Raw genomic sequence first — 15,530 nt, forward strand, 5'->3', positions numbered from 1 at the left:
GGCACGGAATCCCTGGCTACCGAGAAGAGACGCTTCACCGGATCTGGTCGGACATTCTGGGCCACGAAGACTTCGGCCCTGCCGACGATTTTCGTCGGCGTCGGCGGCACGGAAAAGGACCTCCTCGAACTTGGCCGCCGGATACGGCGCTCCTTCGGGTACGACATCTCGCTCGACAGCCACGGCGGCGACCTCACGATCAACGCCATCGTGATACTGCTGAGAGGCAGCGCGACAGAGAGTGCCGCCCGTTCGCTCGTCACCTTCCAGCCCGGCGACCCCCGCGATGAACCGCTATACGTTGACTTCCTCCCCCTGTCAAAGGAAGGGGGACTCCCACCCTCGCGAGTGAGGTTTCCTGCTTCACAGCCGACCGCACCCGGGAGGACCCGGAATGTCTCACGTCAGCTCCACAGGCGGGCGCCGCTTGACCAGCGGCCAGAATGTTCTTGGCGGCGTTGGTGTCCCGGTCGTGCCGGGTGCCGCAGGGCGGGCAGTGCCACGTCCGGGTGGCCGGCGAGAGTTCGGCGAGCAGGTGCCCGCACGCCGAGCAGGTCCTGCTGGGGGCACCAACGATCGATCACGATCAGGTCGTGCTCGCGCACCAGGCGGGCGCTGGTCTCGTGCAGGACATCGGCGCGGGCGTCACGGACCTTGGTATACGCGCGGAGCCCTGGCGGTCGCCGGAATTGATACGCGCCTGGATGGAGAAGGTGGCTGACGGGATGCCGGACATCGACGTCTCGCCCGGCTGGGGTGACGGCACGGCGAGGGTGGAATCCCTCAGGGACGCGCGGATGCGCAAGGTCGGATGGGAGCAGGCGGGCAGGGCCGAGATGCTGCGCGCGTCCCGTCGTGAGAGCGGTCTGAGCGAGATCGCGGAGATCCTGGGTGTCGCTCCGAACCCCGCGGCAGGTGGCTGAATGGCGAAGACCCGGCTCGAAGGAGGCAACGACGGGGGCGCGATCCGCGTGGGCGCGACGGTCCGGCGGGCCGTGAACACCTGGACGCCCGCGGTCCACGAGCTCCTCAGGCACCTGGAGGGCAAGGGCTTCGCCGGAGCGCCGCGCGTCCTGGGCTTCGACGACGAAGGCCGCGAGATCCTCACCTACCTCGAGGGCGAGACCATGGGCAACCGCCTGGTGTGGCCCGGGTGGACGCGGACCGAGGACACTCTCCGCCAGGTGGCTCGGTGGCTGCTCGCCTACCACGCGGCCGTGTCGGACTTCGTCCCCCCGCGGGACGCCGCCTGGCGAGGCGGTGGCAGGTGGGCGCCCGGGTTGATCATCGCGCACAACGACGCGAGCCCGTTCAACGCCGCCTGGCACGAGGGGCGCCTGGCCGGCTTCTTCGACTGGGACTTCGCCGGCCCGATCACCGTGGAATCCGACGTGGCCTGGACCGCGCTGAGCTGGGTCCCCCTGCACTCGCGGCGCGTGGCGGCGACGGAGGGCTTCACCGACTTCGACGCCCGGCCCAGGCGGCTGCGCCTGTTCCTGGACGCGTACGGATGGCACGGCGACCCCGGGGCGATCATCAAGGAGGTGCAGGCGCGCATGAGCGCACGCGCCGACGACATACGGCGGGGCGCGGCCCGCGGCGACCAGTTGTACGCGAAGTTGATGCAGCGGGGATTCGCCGCCGACATGGACCGGGCCGTTCAGGAACTGAATGACTTCGCCGACGCGCGAAAAGATTGACAGCTTATGCGGAGGATCACTCACCGCACCGGCGACATTTCACGGGTAGAATCCAGGTGATTCACCCGAGAGGAAGAGGGGAAGCTATGAAGCGACGTCCCGTAATGCTGAAGGTGAACGAAGAGCCGTTGCGTGTCGGAGCTGTCACGGCGTCGAACTCCGTAGGCAACTGATCCGATAGTCCGGGTGAGGCGGAGGCCGGGTCTTCCGCCTCATTCCCGGCTGAAGGCATTGGGTGCGGCATGAGCGATTCGGGATGGCGTCCGCGCCTGCGGGAAAGCGTGATTGTGCAGATGGACGGGGACGAACTACTGTTCCTGTGCACCGCCGATCGGACCGTGAAGCGATTTACCGCAGACGACTTCGTGAAACGCGTCGTGGTTCTCCTGGACGGGCGGCGAACCGTTGACGACATCGAGAGAATGGTCTGCGACGGCGATTCGGAAAGGCGTGAGGATCTGCGCGACGTTCTCACGGTCCTGTCCGAGGAGCGGATTCTGAGCAAGGTCGGCGACGTCGCCGAGGAGTTCGGGCGGCTGGGCGGCGAGCGTGCCGAGTTCTACGACCGGCAGTTACGACTCCTCCAGGACTTCTGCGACGAGGGCCTGGCCGACTGCGCGAGCGGGGTCCAGCTGCAGAAGCGTCTCGACGGCTCCACCGCGGTCGTCTGCGGCGTCGGCGGGCTGGGCGGATGGGTGACGCTGTCACTGGCGAACGCCGGTGTGGGAACGATCCGGCTCTGCGACTTCGACCGGGTGGAGCCGTCGAACCTCACCCGGCAGGCGCTGTTCACCGCCGCCGACACGGGACGGCACAAGGTCGACGCCGCCGCCGCCAGGCTCCGCGCCGTCAACCCCTTCATCACGGTCGAGCCCGTGAACCGCAGGATCGACGGCCCCGGCGATCTCGCCGATCTGCTGGACGGAGCGGACGTCCTGGTCAACGCGGCGGACCAGCCGTCCGCGAACGACGTGGCCGGCTGGGTGGCCGAGGCGTGCTGGCCGGATGTCCCGCACATCATGGGCACCGGGTACGCGTACCACATCGGGGTCATCGGCACGACGATCGTGCCGGGGCGGTCGGCGTGCTGGGCGTGCGTGCGCGCCGAGACGTTCGCCGACCACGGTCGCGACCGCATGAAGTCGCTGGTGGGCAAGCGAGAGAAGGCGGGCGCGATCGGAGCCCTCTGCGGGCTCGTGGGCAACATCCTGGCGTGGGAGGCGGTCCGCGTCCTCACCGGGCTTCCGCCGGCGTTCACCGGCCGCTGGACCGAGATCGACTTCTGGCCGCTGGAGCTGCGATCCAGGCCCATCCCGCAGAGACCGGACTGTCCCGCCTGCGGTGCGGGGTCCCTGACGGCCGGCCTTGGATAGCCGTCCACTAAGCGGATACAGCGGGGCCGCCCGGGGTCGGCGTAGGTGAGTGCCGTGCGGTCAGCTGGGCTTCGGGGTGGAATGGAGGATCTTGACGGCTTCCGCGGGGGTGATGACGTGGTCGGCGACCAGCTTGGCGGTGGTCTTGGCGACGTACGCGGTCAGCTGGGGCCCTTCGTAGCGTTCGTCCTCGATGAGGTCTTCGAGGGTGCAGCCGTCGGGGCGGAACCGGTTGGCCACGCCGCTGTCGGCGGTCTTGACGACCACGGTCGGTGAGATGTCGGAGTGCGGGCAGGCGTCCGGGGGCGGGGTGTACCGGAGCAGGTGGGCGCCGCCCTGGACGGCGTTGTTGGCGGCCTTGACCCCGCTGCGGAACCACAGGTTGCCCTGCGCGTCCTGAGAGGTCCGGTACGTCCCGCTGTCGCGCACGACCGTGAACGCGTACGACAGCGGGTCGATCCGGATCAGCTCGCCGTCGAGCGAGGCGTACACGTGCGAGTCGGGATTGACGTGCAGCTCGTCCTGGACTCCGCTGTACCCGGCGGGCAGCGTGATCCGCCGGACCACCGTGGAGGTGGCCGGGTCGAGGACGAAGACGGTCCCGTCGGCGAGACCCCAGAGCTTCCCGTCGGGGCCCTCGACGACCGAGGTGATCGAGGACGCGCCCGGCACGGGTGTGAGCTCGCCTGTCTTGGCCCCGTCGGCCAGGGAGTAGGTGAACAGCCTGGCCTCGGTGGCCTTCGGGGTGGTGCCGCCGCCGCCGTTGATCGTGGTGCCGCCCCACAGCGTGCCGCCCAGCACGGCGAGCGAGATCACTCCCTGGTCCTGCACCGGCGCCTTGAGGACGGTGTGCTGGCCGCTGCCGAAGTCGTAGACGGTGAGCGCCCCTCCCCACAGCCCGTAGTCGGGGGTGCTGCCGACGTACATCTTGCCGCCCGAGGTCGCGAACGCCTGTGGCCTGTTCTGCCCGTCGTCGATCAGACGGAACAGCTCGCGCGGGTTGGTGCCGGACGCCCACGGCCGGGCGGGGTCGTACTCGAGCACGGCCCCGCTGGGATACGTCCCGAGGTACAGCTTGCCCGAGCGCCAGAACAGGCCGTCGGCCTGGCCGGCGCGGCCGAGCTCGGTGACCTTGCCGGTGGCGGGGTCGAGGGTGGCGAGGGTGCCGTTGATGTAGAGGTTGGTGTAGATCTTCCCGTCCTGGCCGGCGCTGACGTTGTTGATGTCGATCGGCTGGGCGGGAAAGGGCAGCTTGAAACGTTGGGACGCGCCGGTGCGCGGGTCGTAGGAGAGGGCGTCGCCGAAGTAGTTCCCGATCAGGGCGTAGAGGGTGCCGTCGACGAAGCCCCAGCCGACGCCGGGCCCGCCCGCCGTGACCGGGCCCGGCACGGGTTCGGGCCGGTCGGCGGCCAGGTCGTAGCGCCACAGCGCGGTGCCGGAGGTGAAGTAGACGTAGCCGCCCTCGGCCGTGCGGGTGGTGCCGCGGGAGCTCATCGTGAAGCCGTCGGCGAGGACCGCGCCGGTGTCGGGGTCGAGCACGAGCCCTTGAAGCTTGTTGCGTTTGACGAAGAGCCTGCCCGCGACCAGGTTCAGGTCGTACGGATAGTTCGGGTCACCGCGTAGCGCCTCGGGCCAGATGTCTCGCTTGTCGCCCGTGCGGAGATCCATCCGGATCAGGTGGCCGCCCGTGCCGATCGAGGCCCACAGCAGCTCCCGCTCGGCGTCGACCGCCACGTCGGTGACGTACTGCTGGCCGTCGTCCATGCGGCCGAGGTCGCGGAAGCCGGTGCCAGGTGAGTAGGAGAACGCGTGCGCGTCCGGATAGGTCCCGCCGTAGACGGTGCCGTTCTTGCCGGGCTGGAATCCGTACAGCACCGTCTGGCCGGCCACCGGCGCGCCCAGGTCGACGGCCTTGTCGCCGTCGACGCGGTACACGTGCCCGTTGGGGTAGCTTCCCGCGTACACGGCCCCGTCGTCGGCCTGGGTGATGCCCCAGGCGCCCGACGCGCCGGGGAGCTCCGCGGTGCCGAGGTGCTCGCGGGTGACCGGGTCGACCGTGGCCACCACGCCCGGCGTGCCCATCTGGGCGCTGTAGACGACCGGCCGCCCGGCCTGGTCCGTCCCGAAGACGCCTTCGAGCACGGTGAGCGCGCTGGACTGGACGCCGAAGTCGGTGACGGTCCCCGGCCCGAGCAGCAGCGTCGCGGACAGCAGGATCGAGGTCAGTTTCATGTGAGTTTCACCAGGTCCCGTCCGCGCAGTGTGTAGAGGGCGCAGCCGTCGGCGGCGAGCTTGGCCCCGTCGAACCAGTCACCCGCCAGCCCGTCGGCCACGGTCGAGACGCTGAGGTCGCGCAGGTCCACGCGGTAGACCCGGTCGCCCCTGCTGACCGCCTCGCCGGAGATCCCGTAGAGCCGCCCGTCCAGGACGGCCAGGTCGCCGCCGTGCGTGCCGACCCTGACGCTCCTGGTCACCCGCCGGGTCTCCGGGTCGGCCTCGAAGAGCACGCCCGAATCGGTCACCCCGTAGAGCCGGCCGCGCAGCCGTGCCACGTCGGCGATGAACTCTGCCCCTGGCACGGGTTCGAACTGCCACAGCAGCCTGCCCACGCGCAGGTCGTACGCGGCCAGCCGCGCGGTGCGGGTCTTGGGCGGCAGCCCGAAGCCTTCCTGGATGTAGGTGCCGAGGTAGGCGACGCCGTCGTGGGCGGTCACGGAGTAGACGCTCTGGTCCGGCACGGCCGGCCTGCGCACGTTGAGCGCGCCGGTGCCCGGCCGGTACGTCGACAGCGCGCCGCCCTCCTGGCCGGGCTCCGGCTGGGTCGCGATCACCAGCGAGCGGGTGCCCGGGTCGTAGGCCATGTCGCGCGGCCTGTCCTGCCGGTTGCCGATCCTGGCCAGCAGCTCGGCGGTGTCGCTGCCCGGACGGTGGCCGTACAGCAGGGCCTGGGTGTAGACGCCGGCGTAGAGGCGGCCGTCGACCTCCGCCATCGACTTCGGCTCGCCGGGCAGGCCGATCCGCCGGGACCCGCCGGCCAGGTCGTGCACCTGCATCCCGCCCTTGCCGCCGAGGTAGACGCGGGTGCCGTCGGCGTAGACGGTCATCGGCTGCTCGGCTCCCGCGCGGAAGCCGCGGGAGACCAGGTTGCGGTAGTCGATCGCGCCGGTGGCCGGGTCGTAGACGAACGCCGCGCCGTCCTGGACTCCCCACATCTTGCCGTCGTGGGCGAGCAGCCGCGGCGTCCCTCCTTCGGGGTACGGGACGCCGAGCGCCTCCACCTTGCCCGCGCGGTAGCGGTACAGGGTGCCGGTGGGGCGGCCGGTGAAGTACACGTCCTGGCCGAGGAACTCCACGGCGGTCACGTACTTCTCCCCCGGGACGGCCACGATCGCGTGGTCGGCGGGGTCGGCCTTGTTCATGACGAGCAGCTCGCCCTGCGAGGAGATGCCCATCGCCAGCCGGGTGGGGCTGATGGCCATGCTGGCGACGAAGTCGCGCCCGGCCAGTTCGGCGGGCAGGATCTCCTTCTTCGCGCCGGTGGCGCGGTCGATGGCCACCAGGTGGGCGTGCGCGCCGACGCCCGCGTACACGGTGTGCTCGTCGGCGGCCAGGCTGCGCACGTACTGCTCGCCGGGGCTGGCGACGCCGAGGTCGCGGGTGCCGCCGGTGGCGGGGTCGTACTCGACGACCCTGCCCGTCTCGGACATGCCGAGGTAGATCTTACCGTCGGGCGAGGCGGCGAGGTTCCAGATGAAGTGGTCGTCGAAGGAGGCGGCCTTGGTGACCGTCCCGGTGATCGTGTCGAGCTTGTACAGGTCGGACGGGACGTGGGTGCCCACGTACAGGTCGGTGCCGACACGGGCCATGGCCCAGGCGCCGATGCCGGTGGGGATGTCGTGGTGGGCGGTCACCCGGTCGGCGGCGAGGTCGTAGGCGCCGACGACGTTGGGTGACAGGCCGCGGGTGACGGCGTAGAGCGTGTCTCCGACGAACTCGGCGTTGCCCAGGGCGTTGGTGACGCTGGCGGGGCCGAGGTCGGTGATCGTGCCCTCGGGAGCGCAGCGGGTGGAGGAGGCGGCGGCGGAGGCGGCGGGGGCGGGAGGTGTGACGAGGGTGAGGGCGAGGCAGGTCAGAGCGGTCCAGTGGCGTAACAGCGGCATGCGACGGCCTTCGCAGGATTACGGTCGTGGGCGAAAGTGCCAAATCGCGCAGCTTTTCGCCCCCTAAGGGATAACGGACCTGACCGTAAAATGCGAACGACGCCCTGTCAACCGATCACGAGGATCCCGGCTCAAAGCGCTCCTCGGCGGCTACCGGTTCGCCGGTCGCGGCCGTCGAGGACCCCTCGCCGCTGCCTCGCGAGCCGTCCCTCAGCAGGCCCGCTCTCAGAGGACCTTGCTGAGGAAGGCGCGCGTGCGCGGGTTGCTCGGGTTGTCGAGGACCTCCGCGGGCGGTCCGGACTCCACGATGACGCCGCCGTCCATGAACACCACCCGATCGGCCACCTCACGGGCGAAGCCGACCTCGTGCGTGACGACGATCATGGTGAGGCCGTCGTTGGCGAGGCCCTTCATGGTGGCGAGCACCTCGCCCACGAGTTCGGGGTCGAGCGCGCTGGTCGGCTCGTCGAAGAGCATCAGCTTGGGCTGCATGGCCAGCGCGCGGGCGATGGCGACGCGCTGCTGCTGGCCGCCGGAGAGCTGGCGCGGGTAGCTGTTCGCCTTCTCGGCCAGGCCGACCCGCTCCAGCAGGGCGAGGGCGCGCGTCCGGGCCTGGGCGCGCGACTCGCGGCGCACGCCCATGGGCGCCTCGATGATGTTCTGCACCACGGTGAAGTGCGGAAACAGGTTGAACTGCTGGAAGACCATGCCGATCTCCCTGCGCTGGCGGGTGATGTCCCGGTCGCGCAGGTGCTGCACCCGGCCGCCGGAGGCGCGGAAGCCGATCAGCTCGCCGTCGACGTGGATGGCTCCGCCGTCGATGGTCTCCAGGTGGTTGACGCACCGCAGGAAGGTCGACTTCCCCGACCCGGAGGGGCCCAGGATGACGACGACCTCGCCCTGCTCGACGCTGAGGTCGATGCCTTTGAGCACCTCCAGGTGGCCGAAGCTCTTGCGTACGGCCCTGGCGTGCACCATGGGCATGCTCATGACGGCGTCTCCTCGGAGGTCGGGGCTGCCACGGGCGTGCGCCGCCGGAACAGCAGGAAGCTCCAGAAGCTCTGGGGAGCGCTCCGCGTGGCGCCGCGCGCGTAGTGCCGCTCGATGAAGGACTGTCCCACGTACAGGACCGACGTGATCACGAGGTACCAGAGGCAGGCCACGATCAGCAGGGGGATGGTCTGGAAGGTGCGGTTGTAGATCGACTGCACGGTGTACAGCAGGTCGGCGAGGGCGATGACGCTGACCAGCGAGGTGGCCTTCAGCATGCTGATGACCTGGCTGCCGGTCGGCGGCACGATGAACCGCATCGCCTGGGGCAGGATGATCCTGCGGAACGTGCGCCCCCGGCTCATGCCGAGTGCCGACGCCGCCTCGGTCTGGCCGGGGTCGACGGAGAGCAGGCCGCCTCGGATGATCTCCGCCATGTAGGCGGCCTCGTTGAGCCCGAGTCCGAGGATGGCGGCGAGCAGCGGCGTGATCAGCTTGTTGGTCTCGGCCGTGAGGAACTCGGGGCCGAACGGGATGCCGAACGAGAGCTGCGGCATCAGGGCCGACAGGTTGTACCAGAGCACGAGCTGCACCAGCACCGGCGTGCCGCGGAAGAACCAGACGTAGAGCCCGGCGACGATCCGCGCGACCGGGTTCTGGGAGAGCCGGCCTATCGCCACGAGCACCCCTCCGGCGACGCCGACGGCCATGCCGATCACCGTGAGATAGAGCGTCGTGACGATGCCCGCCCCGATGACCTGGGCGTTGAGGTAGCGCCCGACCACGTCCCACTGGAAGTTGGGGTTGGTGACCAGCAGGTTCACCAGCTGGGCCGCCAGAACGAGCAGGACGATCGAGGCCACCCAGCGCAGCGGGTGGCGCGTGCGGGCGGCGCCCGCGACGTCGACCTCGGGGGGCGAGCGCCGGTCCGTCGCGGTCGTCACTGCTTCGCCGCCATGTTCACGCCGGCCTGCTTCAGCATGTTGCCGCCGGTGCCCCACTTGGCCATGACCTTCTCGTAGGTGCCGTCGTCGATCAGCTTCTGGAAGGCGTCCTTGAGCACGTCACGCAGGGGTGAGTCCTTGGCCACGACGGCCCCCTGGAAGAGGTCGTCGAATCCGTTGGCCTGGCCGGTGCCCGCCAGCTCCAGCGCGCCTCCCGACTGCTGGACGAAGTAGGTCAGGGGCGCCTGCGAGGAGAAGAAGGCGTCGGCGCGGCTGGAGCGGACGGCGAGGATCGAGGTGGGCTGGTCCTTGTACGACTGGACCTCGATCTTCTTCTTGCCGTCCTTGACGCAGGTGTCGGACTGCCCCTTGATCACCTTCTCGGCCGAGCCGCCGGCCATCACGGAGATCCGCAGCCCGCAGGTGTCGGCGATCGACTGGATCTTCTGCGGATTGCCCTTCGGGACGGCGAAGACGACGTACTCCTGCACCCAGTCGACGAAGTCGTTGGAGACCTGGCGCTCGGGGAAGTCGCCCACCGGCCCCAGGGCCAGGTCGTAGCGGCCGGCCGCGATGCCGGTGAGCGAGCTGGGCAGCCCGTCCACCGTGACATGTTCGATCTTGACGCCGAGCAGGCCGCCCAGCTCTTCGGACAGGTCGGCCGTGACACCGGTCAGCGACCTGCCGTCGGCCCCGGCGATCTCGTACGGCGGGAACGAGCCGTTGTTCACCGAGACCAGCTTGCCCGCGCTCTTCACCTTGTCGGGCAGGCGGTCGAACAGGGCCTGGTCCTTGGCGTGGCCGGCGGCGGCGGGGGCCGACTTGGCGTCGCCGACGGCGCCCTCGCTCTCCGGCGGGTTGGAGCCGCATCCGGCCAGCAGCAGGGCCCCGGCCACGACGGCGCTGACAGAACTGACGGCATGAGTCTTACGCATGGATGTTCCTCGGGGTGGGGTTGACGGTGAAGCGCCGGTTGGCCAGGACGGGAAGGCTGCGGCGGGCCTGTTCGAGATCGTCGGCCGAGGCTTCCGCCCAGAGCAGCCCTGGCGTGTCGGCGAGCCGGGCACGGGTGATGCCGAGCGGGTCGACGAACACGCTGGCGCCGATGTTGCGGCGGCCGCACTCACCGGACGCGGCCACGTAGTAGGTGTTCTCCAGGGCACGGGCGGTGACCATGACCTCCCAGTGCCACTCCTTGGCGGGCCCCCGCACCCAGGCGGCGGGCAGCGCCACGACCTGCGCGCCCTCATCGGCGAGGAGCCTCGCCAGCTCGGGGAAGCGCACGTCGTAGCAGGTCATCATGCCGACCTTCCAGCCCGCGCAGTCGAAGACGACCGGGGCGTCGGAGCTCGCCAGCACGTTGTCCGACTCGCGCCTGCCGAAGGCGTCGTACAGGTGCAGCTTGTCGTAGGTGGCGACGATCTCGCCGTCGCGCAGGGCGACCAGCGTGTTGATCACCCGGCCGTCCTCGGCGGGCCGGTGGATGCCGACGATCACCGTGGTGGACGTCCCGCGGGTGCGCTCGGCCAGGCCCGTGACGAACGGCCCGTCGAGCGGCTGGGCCGCCTGCCGGATCCGGACCGGCTCGTCCACGAACAGGGCCATCGCCCCCTCCGGGAGCACCAGCAGGTCCGCGTTCCCGGCGACGGCCTGGTCGAAGAGGTCGGAGCAGGTTTTCAGGTTGGCCGCCCAGTCCTCGGCCGAGGCGAACTGGCCGACAGCGACGCGCAGGTTGTTCATGAGGTGAAGAGCTCCTCGGGGTCGATGGGGGCGGGGGCGATCCCCTGGGCGTGCAGTTCCGCGCAGAAGGCCGCGGTCATCGCGGCGTTGGCGGCCGTCCCGTACGGCATCCAGTCCTCGCCGAAGACCTCCCGGGTCCGGCTCAGGTCGGCGAGCAGCCACGGGGTGGTGTCGGTGAGGAGGCGCCGCCGCGACAGCCACCACCGCTTGGACTGCTCGAAGAGCTCCTGTACGGCCTGCGGCAGCCAGGGGTGGCGCGCGACGACCTCGCGCTTGAGCGTCACCAGGTGGATGCCGGGGACGAAGCCGTGCCGGCGGTAGTAGCCGAGTTCGGCCGCCGGGTGGTCGTCCAGGAGGTGACGGAACCGGCTCTGCGGCGTGAAGAAGCCCGCGGGCATGAACGGCGTCATGAGCGCGTCGAGCCGTCCGGCGGCGAGGTCTTCCGCGAGCGAGCCGTCGCTCACGCTGACGTTGCCGGGCAGCTCGGCCGTGCCGACGCGGTCCTTGCCGGGCTCGGGCGCGTCCACGGCGCCGACCGTCCACTCGATCCCGTCCAGGTCGACTCCGGCCTCCCGCAGGAGCGCCCGCGTCCAGGTGTTGCCCGAGTCCGGCCAGCCGGTGAGGCCCACCCGGGCGCCTTTCAGGTCGGCGAACTCGCGCGCGTCACTGTCGCGGCTCACCAGTACGCATCGGTGCCGGAATCCACGCATCACGAAGACGGGGAGTCCCACCAGCCGGTCGTCGCCCGCGGCCGTGCCGAGGACGTACCTGCTGAAGGAGGTCTCTCCACCGTCCAGATCCGGCTCGCTCAGCACGTCGGGGGTGCTCGCGCGGGAGTCGAGCTCCAGGTCGAACGCCTCGGAGCGGATCGTTCCCGTCGCCAGGGGCACGAGGTGGTCCCAGTCCCGCAGAGCAAGCCGAATGCGTGGTTTCGTCACAAATACTCCTTCTGGCGATGTATTGCGCTGTACCTTATGTTCAGCCGATTAAGCGATACAAGACATGCTTTGTTCCTGAACATACTTTTGTCCGATTGGAGATTCCGTGGAGGTGGACTCCGCCTGGCTCGCGCTGCAAGTTCGCGAGCCCAGCGCGCGTGGCATCGCCACCTGCCTGATCGACCTGATCAGGCAGGAAACCCTGCGGCCCGGCGCGCGGCTGCCCACCGTCCGCGGCCTGGCCCGCGAGCTCGGCGTCAGCCCGGGCACGGTCGCGGAAGCCTGGTCGGACCTGCGTAAACACCGGCTGATCGGGACGGAGGGCAGGCGCGGAACCGTGGTGCTCGGCCCCCCGGGAGTGCCCCACCCGGCGCGTTACGAGCGGATCGGCGACTTCGGCAGCAGGCTGGCCATCGACCTCGCCATCGCATCGCCGGACCGGACGCTGCTCCCGCCCCTTGACGCCGCGCTCGCCGCCGCCTCCTCCGCCGACGGGCTCAACGACTACACCCGCGAGACGATCACCCCTCGCCTGCGCGCCGCCGTCGAGCCCACCTGGCCGTTCCCCGCCCAGTCCTGGCTGGCGCTCGGCGGCGGGTACGAGGGGCTCCAGCTGCTCTTCCAGACGACCGCCCTGCCCGGTGACCGCGTCGCGATCGAGGAGCCCACCGCGGCCAGGCTGCTGGACATCCTGGAGATGATCGGCGTCGAGGTGGTCCCGGTCGCCTGCGACGAGGACGGGCCCATCCCCGCCGCGCTCGCCGAAAGCCTGCGCTCCAGCCCGGTGGCGTTCGTCTACCAGCCACGCGGCCACTCGCCGTGCGGCCACGCCGTGCCCGAGAGCCGCTCCGCCGACCTGGCGCGGCTGCTCGCGCCCACGACCACGCTCGTCATCGAGGACGACGGGATCGGCGAGCTGTCGGTGGCGCCCCTGAACAGCCTCGGGACGCAACTGCCCGGCCGGACCGTGCTCGTGCGCTCCTACTCCAAGTCGCACGGGCCCGACCTGCGCCTCGCCGTCATCGGCGGGGCCGCCGACGCCGTGGAACGGGTCCGCGTGCTGCGCAGCTACGGCACCGGCTGGACCAGCAGGATCCTGCAGGACGCCCTGGCCCACCTGCTCACCGACCCCGCCACGCAGGCGGTCGTGGACCAGGCCCGCACCGCGTACGCCCGGCGCCGCGCGAGCCTGGCCGCGCTGCTGTCGGCCCGGGGCGTGCACACCGGCGGCCGGGACAGCCTCGTGCTGTGGGTCCCCGTCCACGACGAGTCGGAGGCCCTGGTCACGCTGGCCGCGCACGGCATCTCGGCCGCGCCCGGCAGCCGGTACTGGGTACGCCAGGGGCGGCCGCACCTCCGGCTGGCCGTCGCCGCCCTCACCGAGGATCCTGGCGAACTCGACGAGCTCGCGGACGTGATCACCCTGGCCGCCAAGCGCCCCGGCGCCGACCGGCACTGACACCGGTCTTGCGCTTTCCGGGGTTCTGTGATGTCGTGCCGCGTCGGGGACCCAGCGCGTTCGCGTCCGTCCCGTCCGCCGCGTGGCCCTGGGAGGCTCTGCCGTGCCGTTCATCGTCGACCTGACCGCCGGGACCGTCGAGCGGGAGGACCGATCCGCCGACTTCGGCGGGTCCGTCCTCGGGCTGCGGCTGATGGCCGAGCGCACGCCCCCGGGGCTGGACCCGTACGACCCCCGGGCGCTGCTGTACGTGGCGGCCGGGACGCTCGGCGGGGCCGCCGCGCCGGGGCTCGCCAAGGCGGTGTTCCTGGCCAAGTCGCCGCTGTCGGGGGTGGCCGGGGAGGCGCACGCGCTCGGCCCGTTCGCGGCGGGGATCCGCGGAGCGGGCGCCGAGGCGCTGGCCGTCGCCGGACGGGCCGAGCGGCTCTCCTACCTGCTGGTCCAGGACGGCAAGGTCGCCGCGCACGAGGCCGAGGAGCTGCGCGGGCTCGGCGTCGCCGCCACGACCGACGCGCTGCGGGCCCGCCACGGCCACGGCGCGCACGTCGCGGCGATCGGCCCCGCCGGGGAGAACCTGGTCCGCTACGCGAGCGTGGTGACCGACTACGCCTACCCCGCCGCGCGGTACGGGCTGGGCGCAGTCTTCGGCGCGAAGAACCTCAAGGCGATCGTGTGCGTGGGCGACGCCCCGGCGGCCGTCGCTGATCCGGCCGTGCTCGCCGAGCTGGCCGCGGGCTACCGCGACTCGATGGCCACGAACCCGCTCGCGGCGCTCCAGGCCGGTGAGCCCGGTTTCGCCGGATGGGTGGGTGAGCCGCTCGACCCCGGCTACGCGTCCGTGCGCAACTTCTCCGTCCCCGGCGAGACCGGCCTGCGGGTTCCCGGCCCGCGCGACTACGACGGGCGCGCGGTGGCGACGTCGGGGGGCTGCCCCGGATGCCCGAACGACTGCCTCAAGGTGTACGCGCCGCCGACGGCGTCCGAGCGCAGGACGGGCGGGCTCGGACAGGAGGCGTTCCTGTCGCTCGGCTGGAATCTCGGGATCGACGACCTCGACGCCGTGCTCGGCGCGAACGCGCTCTGCCACGACCTCGGCCTCGACCCGGTCTCCCTCGGCGGGACGCTGGCCTTCGCGATGGAGTGCGCCGAACGCGGCCTGCTGCCCGGAGGTCCGGCCTTCGGCGACGCCGCGGCGCTGCCCGGCCTGATCCGGGACGTCGCGGCACGGGGCGGCGCCCTGGGCGACCTGCTCGCCGAGGGGGCGGCGCGGGCCGCCCGGCGGCTCGGCCCGGAGGCGGCGCGGTACGCGATGACCGTCAAGGGCGTGGAGCTGCCGTGCTTCGACCCTCGGATCCAGCCGGGGCTCGGGCTCGGGTACGCGATCGCCCCGGGCGGCCCGCGCTACGACGCCCTGGAGCACGACCTCGACTTCGACCCCGAGCTCGGGCTGGCGTACAGCTTCCCCGAGGCGAGGCGGATCGCGGTCGAGCCCGCACCGGTCGCGGCGCTCGACGCGGAGCGGGGCCGTCGCACCGCCCGCCTGCTGCGGCTGTGGAGCGGCCTCGACGCGCTGAACCTGTGCGTCTTCGCGTCCTCACCGACCAGGCCGCTGACCGTCCCCCGCCTGACCGCGCTGGTCACCGCCGTCTCCGGGGCGGACTTCACCCTCCAGGACCTGCTGGACGCCGGGCAGCGGCGGCTCGACGAGATGCGCGCCTACGCGGCGCGCGAGGGCGGCGGCCCCGACGAGCTGCCCGCCCGCCTGCACGACGAGCCCATCACGGCGGGACGCCACGCGGGCGCGGTGCTGGACCGCGCCGCGTTCGAGCAGGCCCGCGATGCCTTCCACGCCGAACTGGGCTGGCCTTCGGTCCCGCGCTGACCCTGTGGGGTACCGCGCAGTCGGCGTTCTTCATGCAGGAGTCGGGCGAGGTAGTGAACGAGTGCGCGGAAGACGTCGAGCGTGGCACGATGAGCAATCACGTGGAGCCTTCCGGCTGATCAAGATTCTTGTGGTGAGAGCTCTTCTACCGGGGGCTCCACGTCTGTTTCCGGCCTTCGGTAACTCCTCCCGAAAGGCCCGGAACGCCACCAACTGCGCCCAAGAAATCCCAATCACCCCGAACTATTTCGCTGTAGGGTCGGGAGCTGGCGCGGTGGCGTCTCCTGGCGGTAGGGCTCGGGGCCTGTCTTCCGCCGGTTTCCCAGTCGGCTGTGCTCTCCCCG

The 15,530-nt window shown here is 71.2% G+C and carries 13 protein-coding genes; 5 read left to right on the forward strand and 8 right to left on the reverse strand.

The features are described from left to right. Window positions 1-259: 259 nt before the first annotated feature. The gene (locus ABT294_RS30050) at window positions 260-535 is read right to left on the reverse strand and encodes a zinc ribbon domain-containing protein (protein WP_350809665.1); all 276 of its coding nucleotides are present in this window, start codon (window positions 533-535) and stop codon (window positions 260-262) included. On the opposite strand from ABT294_RS30050, the gene ABT294_RS30055 reads away from it, so the two are divergent. The 3 genes from ABT294_RS30055 (at window position 450) to ABT294_RS30065 (ending at window position 3,073) form a co-directional block, all read left to right on the forward strand. Continuing rightward, on the forward strand, window positions 450-923 hold the full coding sequence (locus tag ABT294_RS30055; protein ID WP_350809646.1) for a hypothetical protein: 474 nt from the start codon (window positions 450-452) through the stop codon (window positions 921-923). The genes ABT294_RS30050 and ABT294_RS30055 overlap by 86 nt on opposite strands. Next, complete coding sequence (locus tag ABT294_RS30060) at window positions 924-1,700, forward strand: phosphotransferase (protein WP_350809647.1); 777 nt, start codon at window positions 924-926, stop codon at window positions 1,698-1,700. 365 nt (window positions 1,701-2,065) lie between these two features. Further along, on the forward strand, window positions 2,066-3,073 hold the full coding sequence (locus ABT294_RS30065) for a HesA/MoeB/ThiF family protein (protein ID WP_350809648.1): 1,008 nt from the start codon (window positions 2,066-2,068) through the stop codon (window positions 3,071-3,073). Between the two features lie 60 nt (window positions 3,074-3,133). Here ABT294_RS30065 and ABT294_RS30070 read toward each other — a convergent pair whose 3' ends face one another. The 7 genes from ABT294_RS30070 to ABT294_RS30100 all read right to left on the reverse strand — a co-directional run bounded on the left by ABT294_RS30070 (window position 3,134) and on the right by ABT294_RS30100 (window position 11,845). After that, entirely contained in the window at window positions 3,134-5,305 is a 2,172-nt protein-coding gene (locus ABT294_RS30070; RefSeq protein ID WP_350809649.1) for a hypothetical protein, read from the reverse strand. After that, on the reverse strand, window positions 5,302-7,233 hold the full coding sequence (locus ABT294_RS30075) for a hypothetical protein (protein WP_350809650.1): 1,932 nt from the start codon (window positions 7,231-7,233) through the stop codon (window positions 5,302-5,304). Before ABT294_RS30075 ends, ABT294_RS30070 begins: the two co-directional genes overlap by 4 nt. Window positions 7,234-7,458: 225 nt before the next feature. Further along, window positions 7,459-8,223 carry an amino acid ABC transporter ATP-binding protein gene (locus ABT294_RS30080; RefSeq protein WP_350809651.1) on the reverse strand — a complete coding sequence of 255 codons (765 nt, stop codon included), beginning with the start codon at window positions 8,221-8,223 and terminating at the stop codon, window positions 7,459-7,461. Next, a complete protein-coding gene (locus ABT294_RS30085) occupies window positions 8,220-9,167 on the reverse strand; it encodes an amino acid ABC transporter permease (RefSeq protein ID WP_350809652.1) in 948 nt (315 codons plus the stop codon). The genes ABT294_RS30080 and ABT294_RS30085 overlap by 4 nt, the downstream gene beginning before the upstream one ends. Then, the gene (locus ABT294_RS30090) at window positions 9,164-10,102 is read right to left on the reverse strand and encodes an ABC transporter substrate-binding protein (protein ID WP_350809653.1); all 939 of its coding nucleotides are present in this window, start codon (window positions 10,100-10,102) and stop codon (window positions 9,164-9,166) included. Before ABT294_RS30090 ends, ABT294_RS30085 begins: the two co-directional genes overlap by 4 nt. Next, window positions 10,095-10,907: a nitrilase-related carbon-nitrogen hydrolase gene (locus ABT294_RS30095; protein WP_350809654.1), complete on the reverse strand. Its 813-nt coding sequence runs from the start codon at window positions 10,905-10,907 to the stop codon at window positions 10,095-10,097. Before ABT294_RS30095 ends, ABT294_RS30090 begins: the two co-directional genes overlap by 8 nt. Further along, the gene (locus ABT294_RS30100) at window positions 10,904-11,845 is read right to left on the reverse strand and encodes a substrate-binding domain-containing protein (protein WP_350809655.1); all 942 of its coding nucleotides are present in this window, start codon (window positions 11,843-11,845) and stop codon (window positions 10,904-10,906) included. The genes ABT294_RS30095 and ABT294_RS30100 overlap by 4 nt, the downstream gene beginning before the upstream one ends. 106 nt (window positions 11,846-11,951) lie before the next feature. On the opposite strand from ABT294_RS30100, the gene ABT294_RS30105 reads away from it, so the two are divergent. Together ABT294_RS30105 and ABT294_RS30110 are read left to right on the forward strand one after the other, a co-directional pair. After that, window positions 11,952-13,304 (forward strand): aminotransferase class I/II-fold pyridoxal phosphate-dependent enzyme, encoded by a 1,353-nt coding sequence (locus ABT294_RS30105; protein WP_350809656.1) that lies wholly within the window; start codon window positions 11,952-11,954, stop codon window positions 13,302-13,304. Between the two features lie 103 nt (window positions 13,305-13,407). Continuing rightward, window positions 13,408-15,186 (forward strand): aldehyde ferredoxin oxidoreductase C-terminal domain-containing protein, encoded by a 1,779-nt coding sequence (locus tag ABT294_RS30110; protein WP_350809657.1) that lies wholly within the window; start codon window positions 13,408-13,410, stop codon window positions 15,184-15,186. The last annotated feature ends 344 nt before the right edge of the window (window positions 15,187-15,530 follow it).

The sequence above is a fragment of the Nonomuraea sp. NPDC000554 genome (genome assembly GCF_040300065.1).
Lineage (GTDB): Bacteria > Actinomycetota > Actinomycetes > Streptosporangiales > Streptosporangiaceae > Nonomuraea.

Coding starts and splice junctions, on each gene's coding strand:
- ABT294_RS30090 (WP_350809653.1), bottom strand. CDS start 10,102: ATGCGTAAGACTCATGCCGTCAGTTCTGTCAGCGCCGTCGTGGCCGGG.
- ABT294_RS30070 (WP_350809649.1), bottom strand. CDS start 5,305: ATGAAACTGACCTCGATCCTGCTGTCCGCGACGCTGCTGCTCGGGCCG.
- ABT294_RS30075 (WP_350809650.1), bottom strand. CDS start 7,233: ATGCCGCTGTTACGCCACTGGACCGCTCTGACCTGCCTCGCCCTCACC.
- ABT294_RS30095 (WP_350809654.1), bottom strand. CDS start 10,907: ATGAACAACCTGCGCGTCGCTGTCGGCCAGTTCGCCTCGGCCGAGGAC.
- ABT294_RS30080 (WP_350809651.1), bottom strand. CDS start 8,223: ATGAGCATGCCCATGGTGCACGCCAGGGCCGTACGCAAGAGCTTCGGC.
- ABT294_RS30060 (WP_350809647.1), top strand. CDS start 924: ATGGCGAAGACCCGGCTCGAAGGAGGCAACGACGGGGGCGCGATCCGC.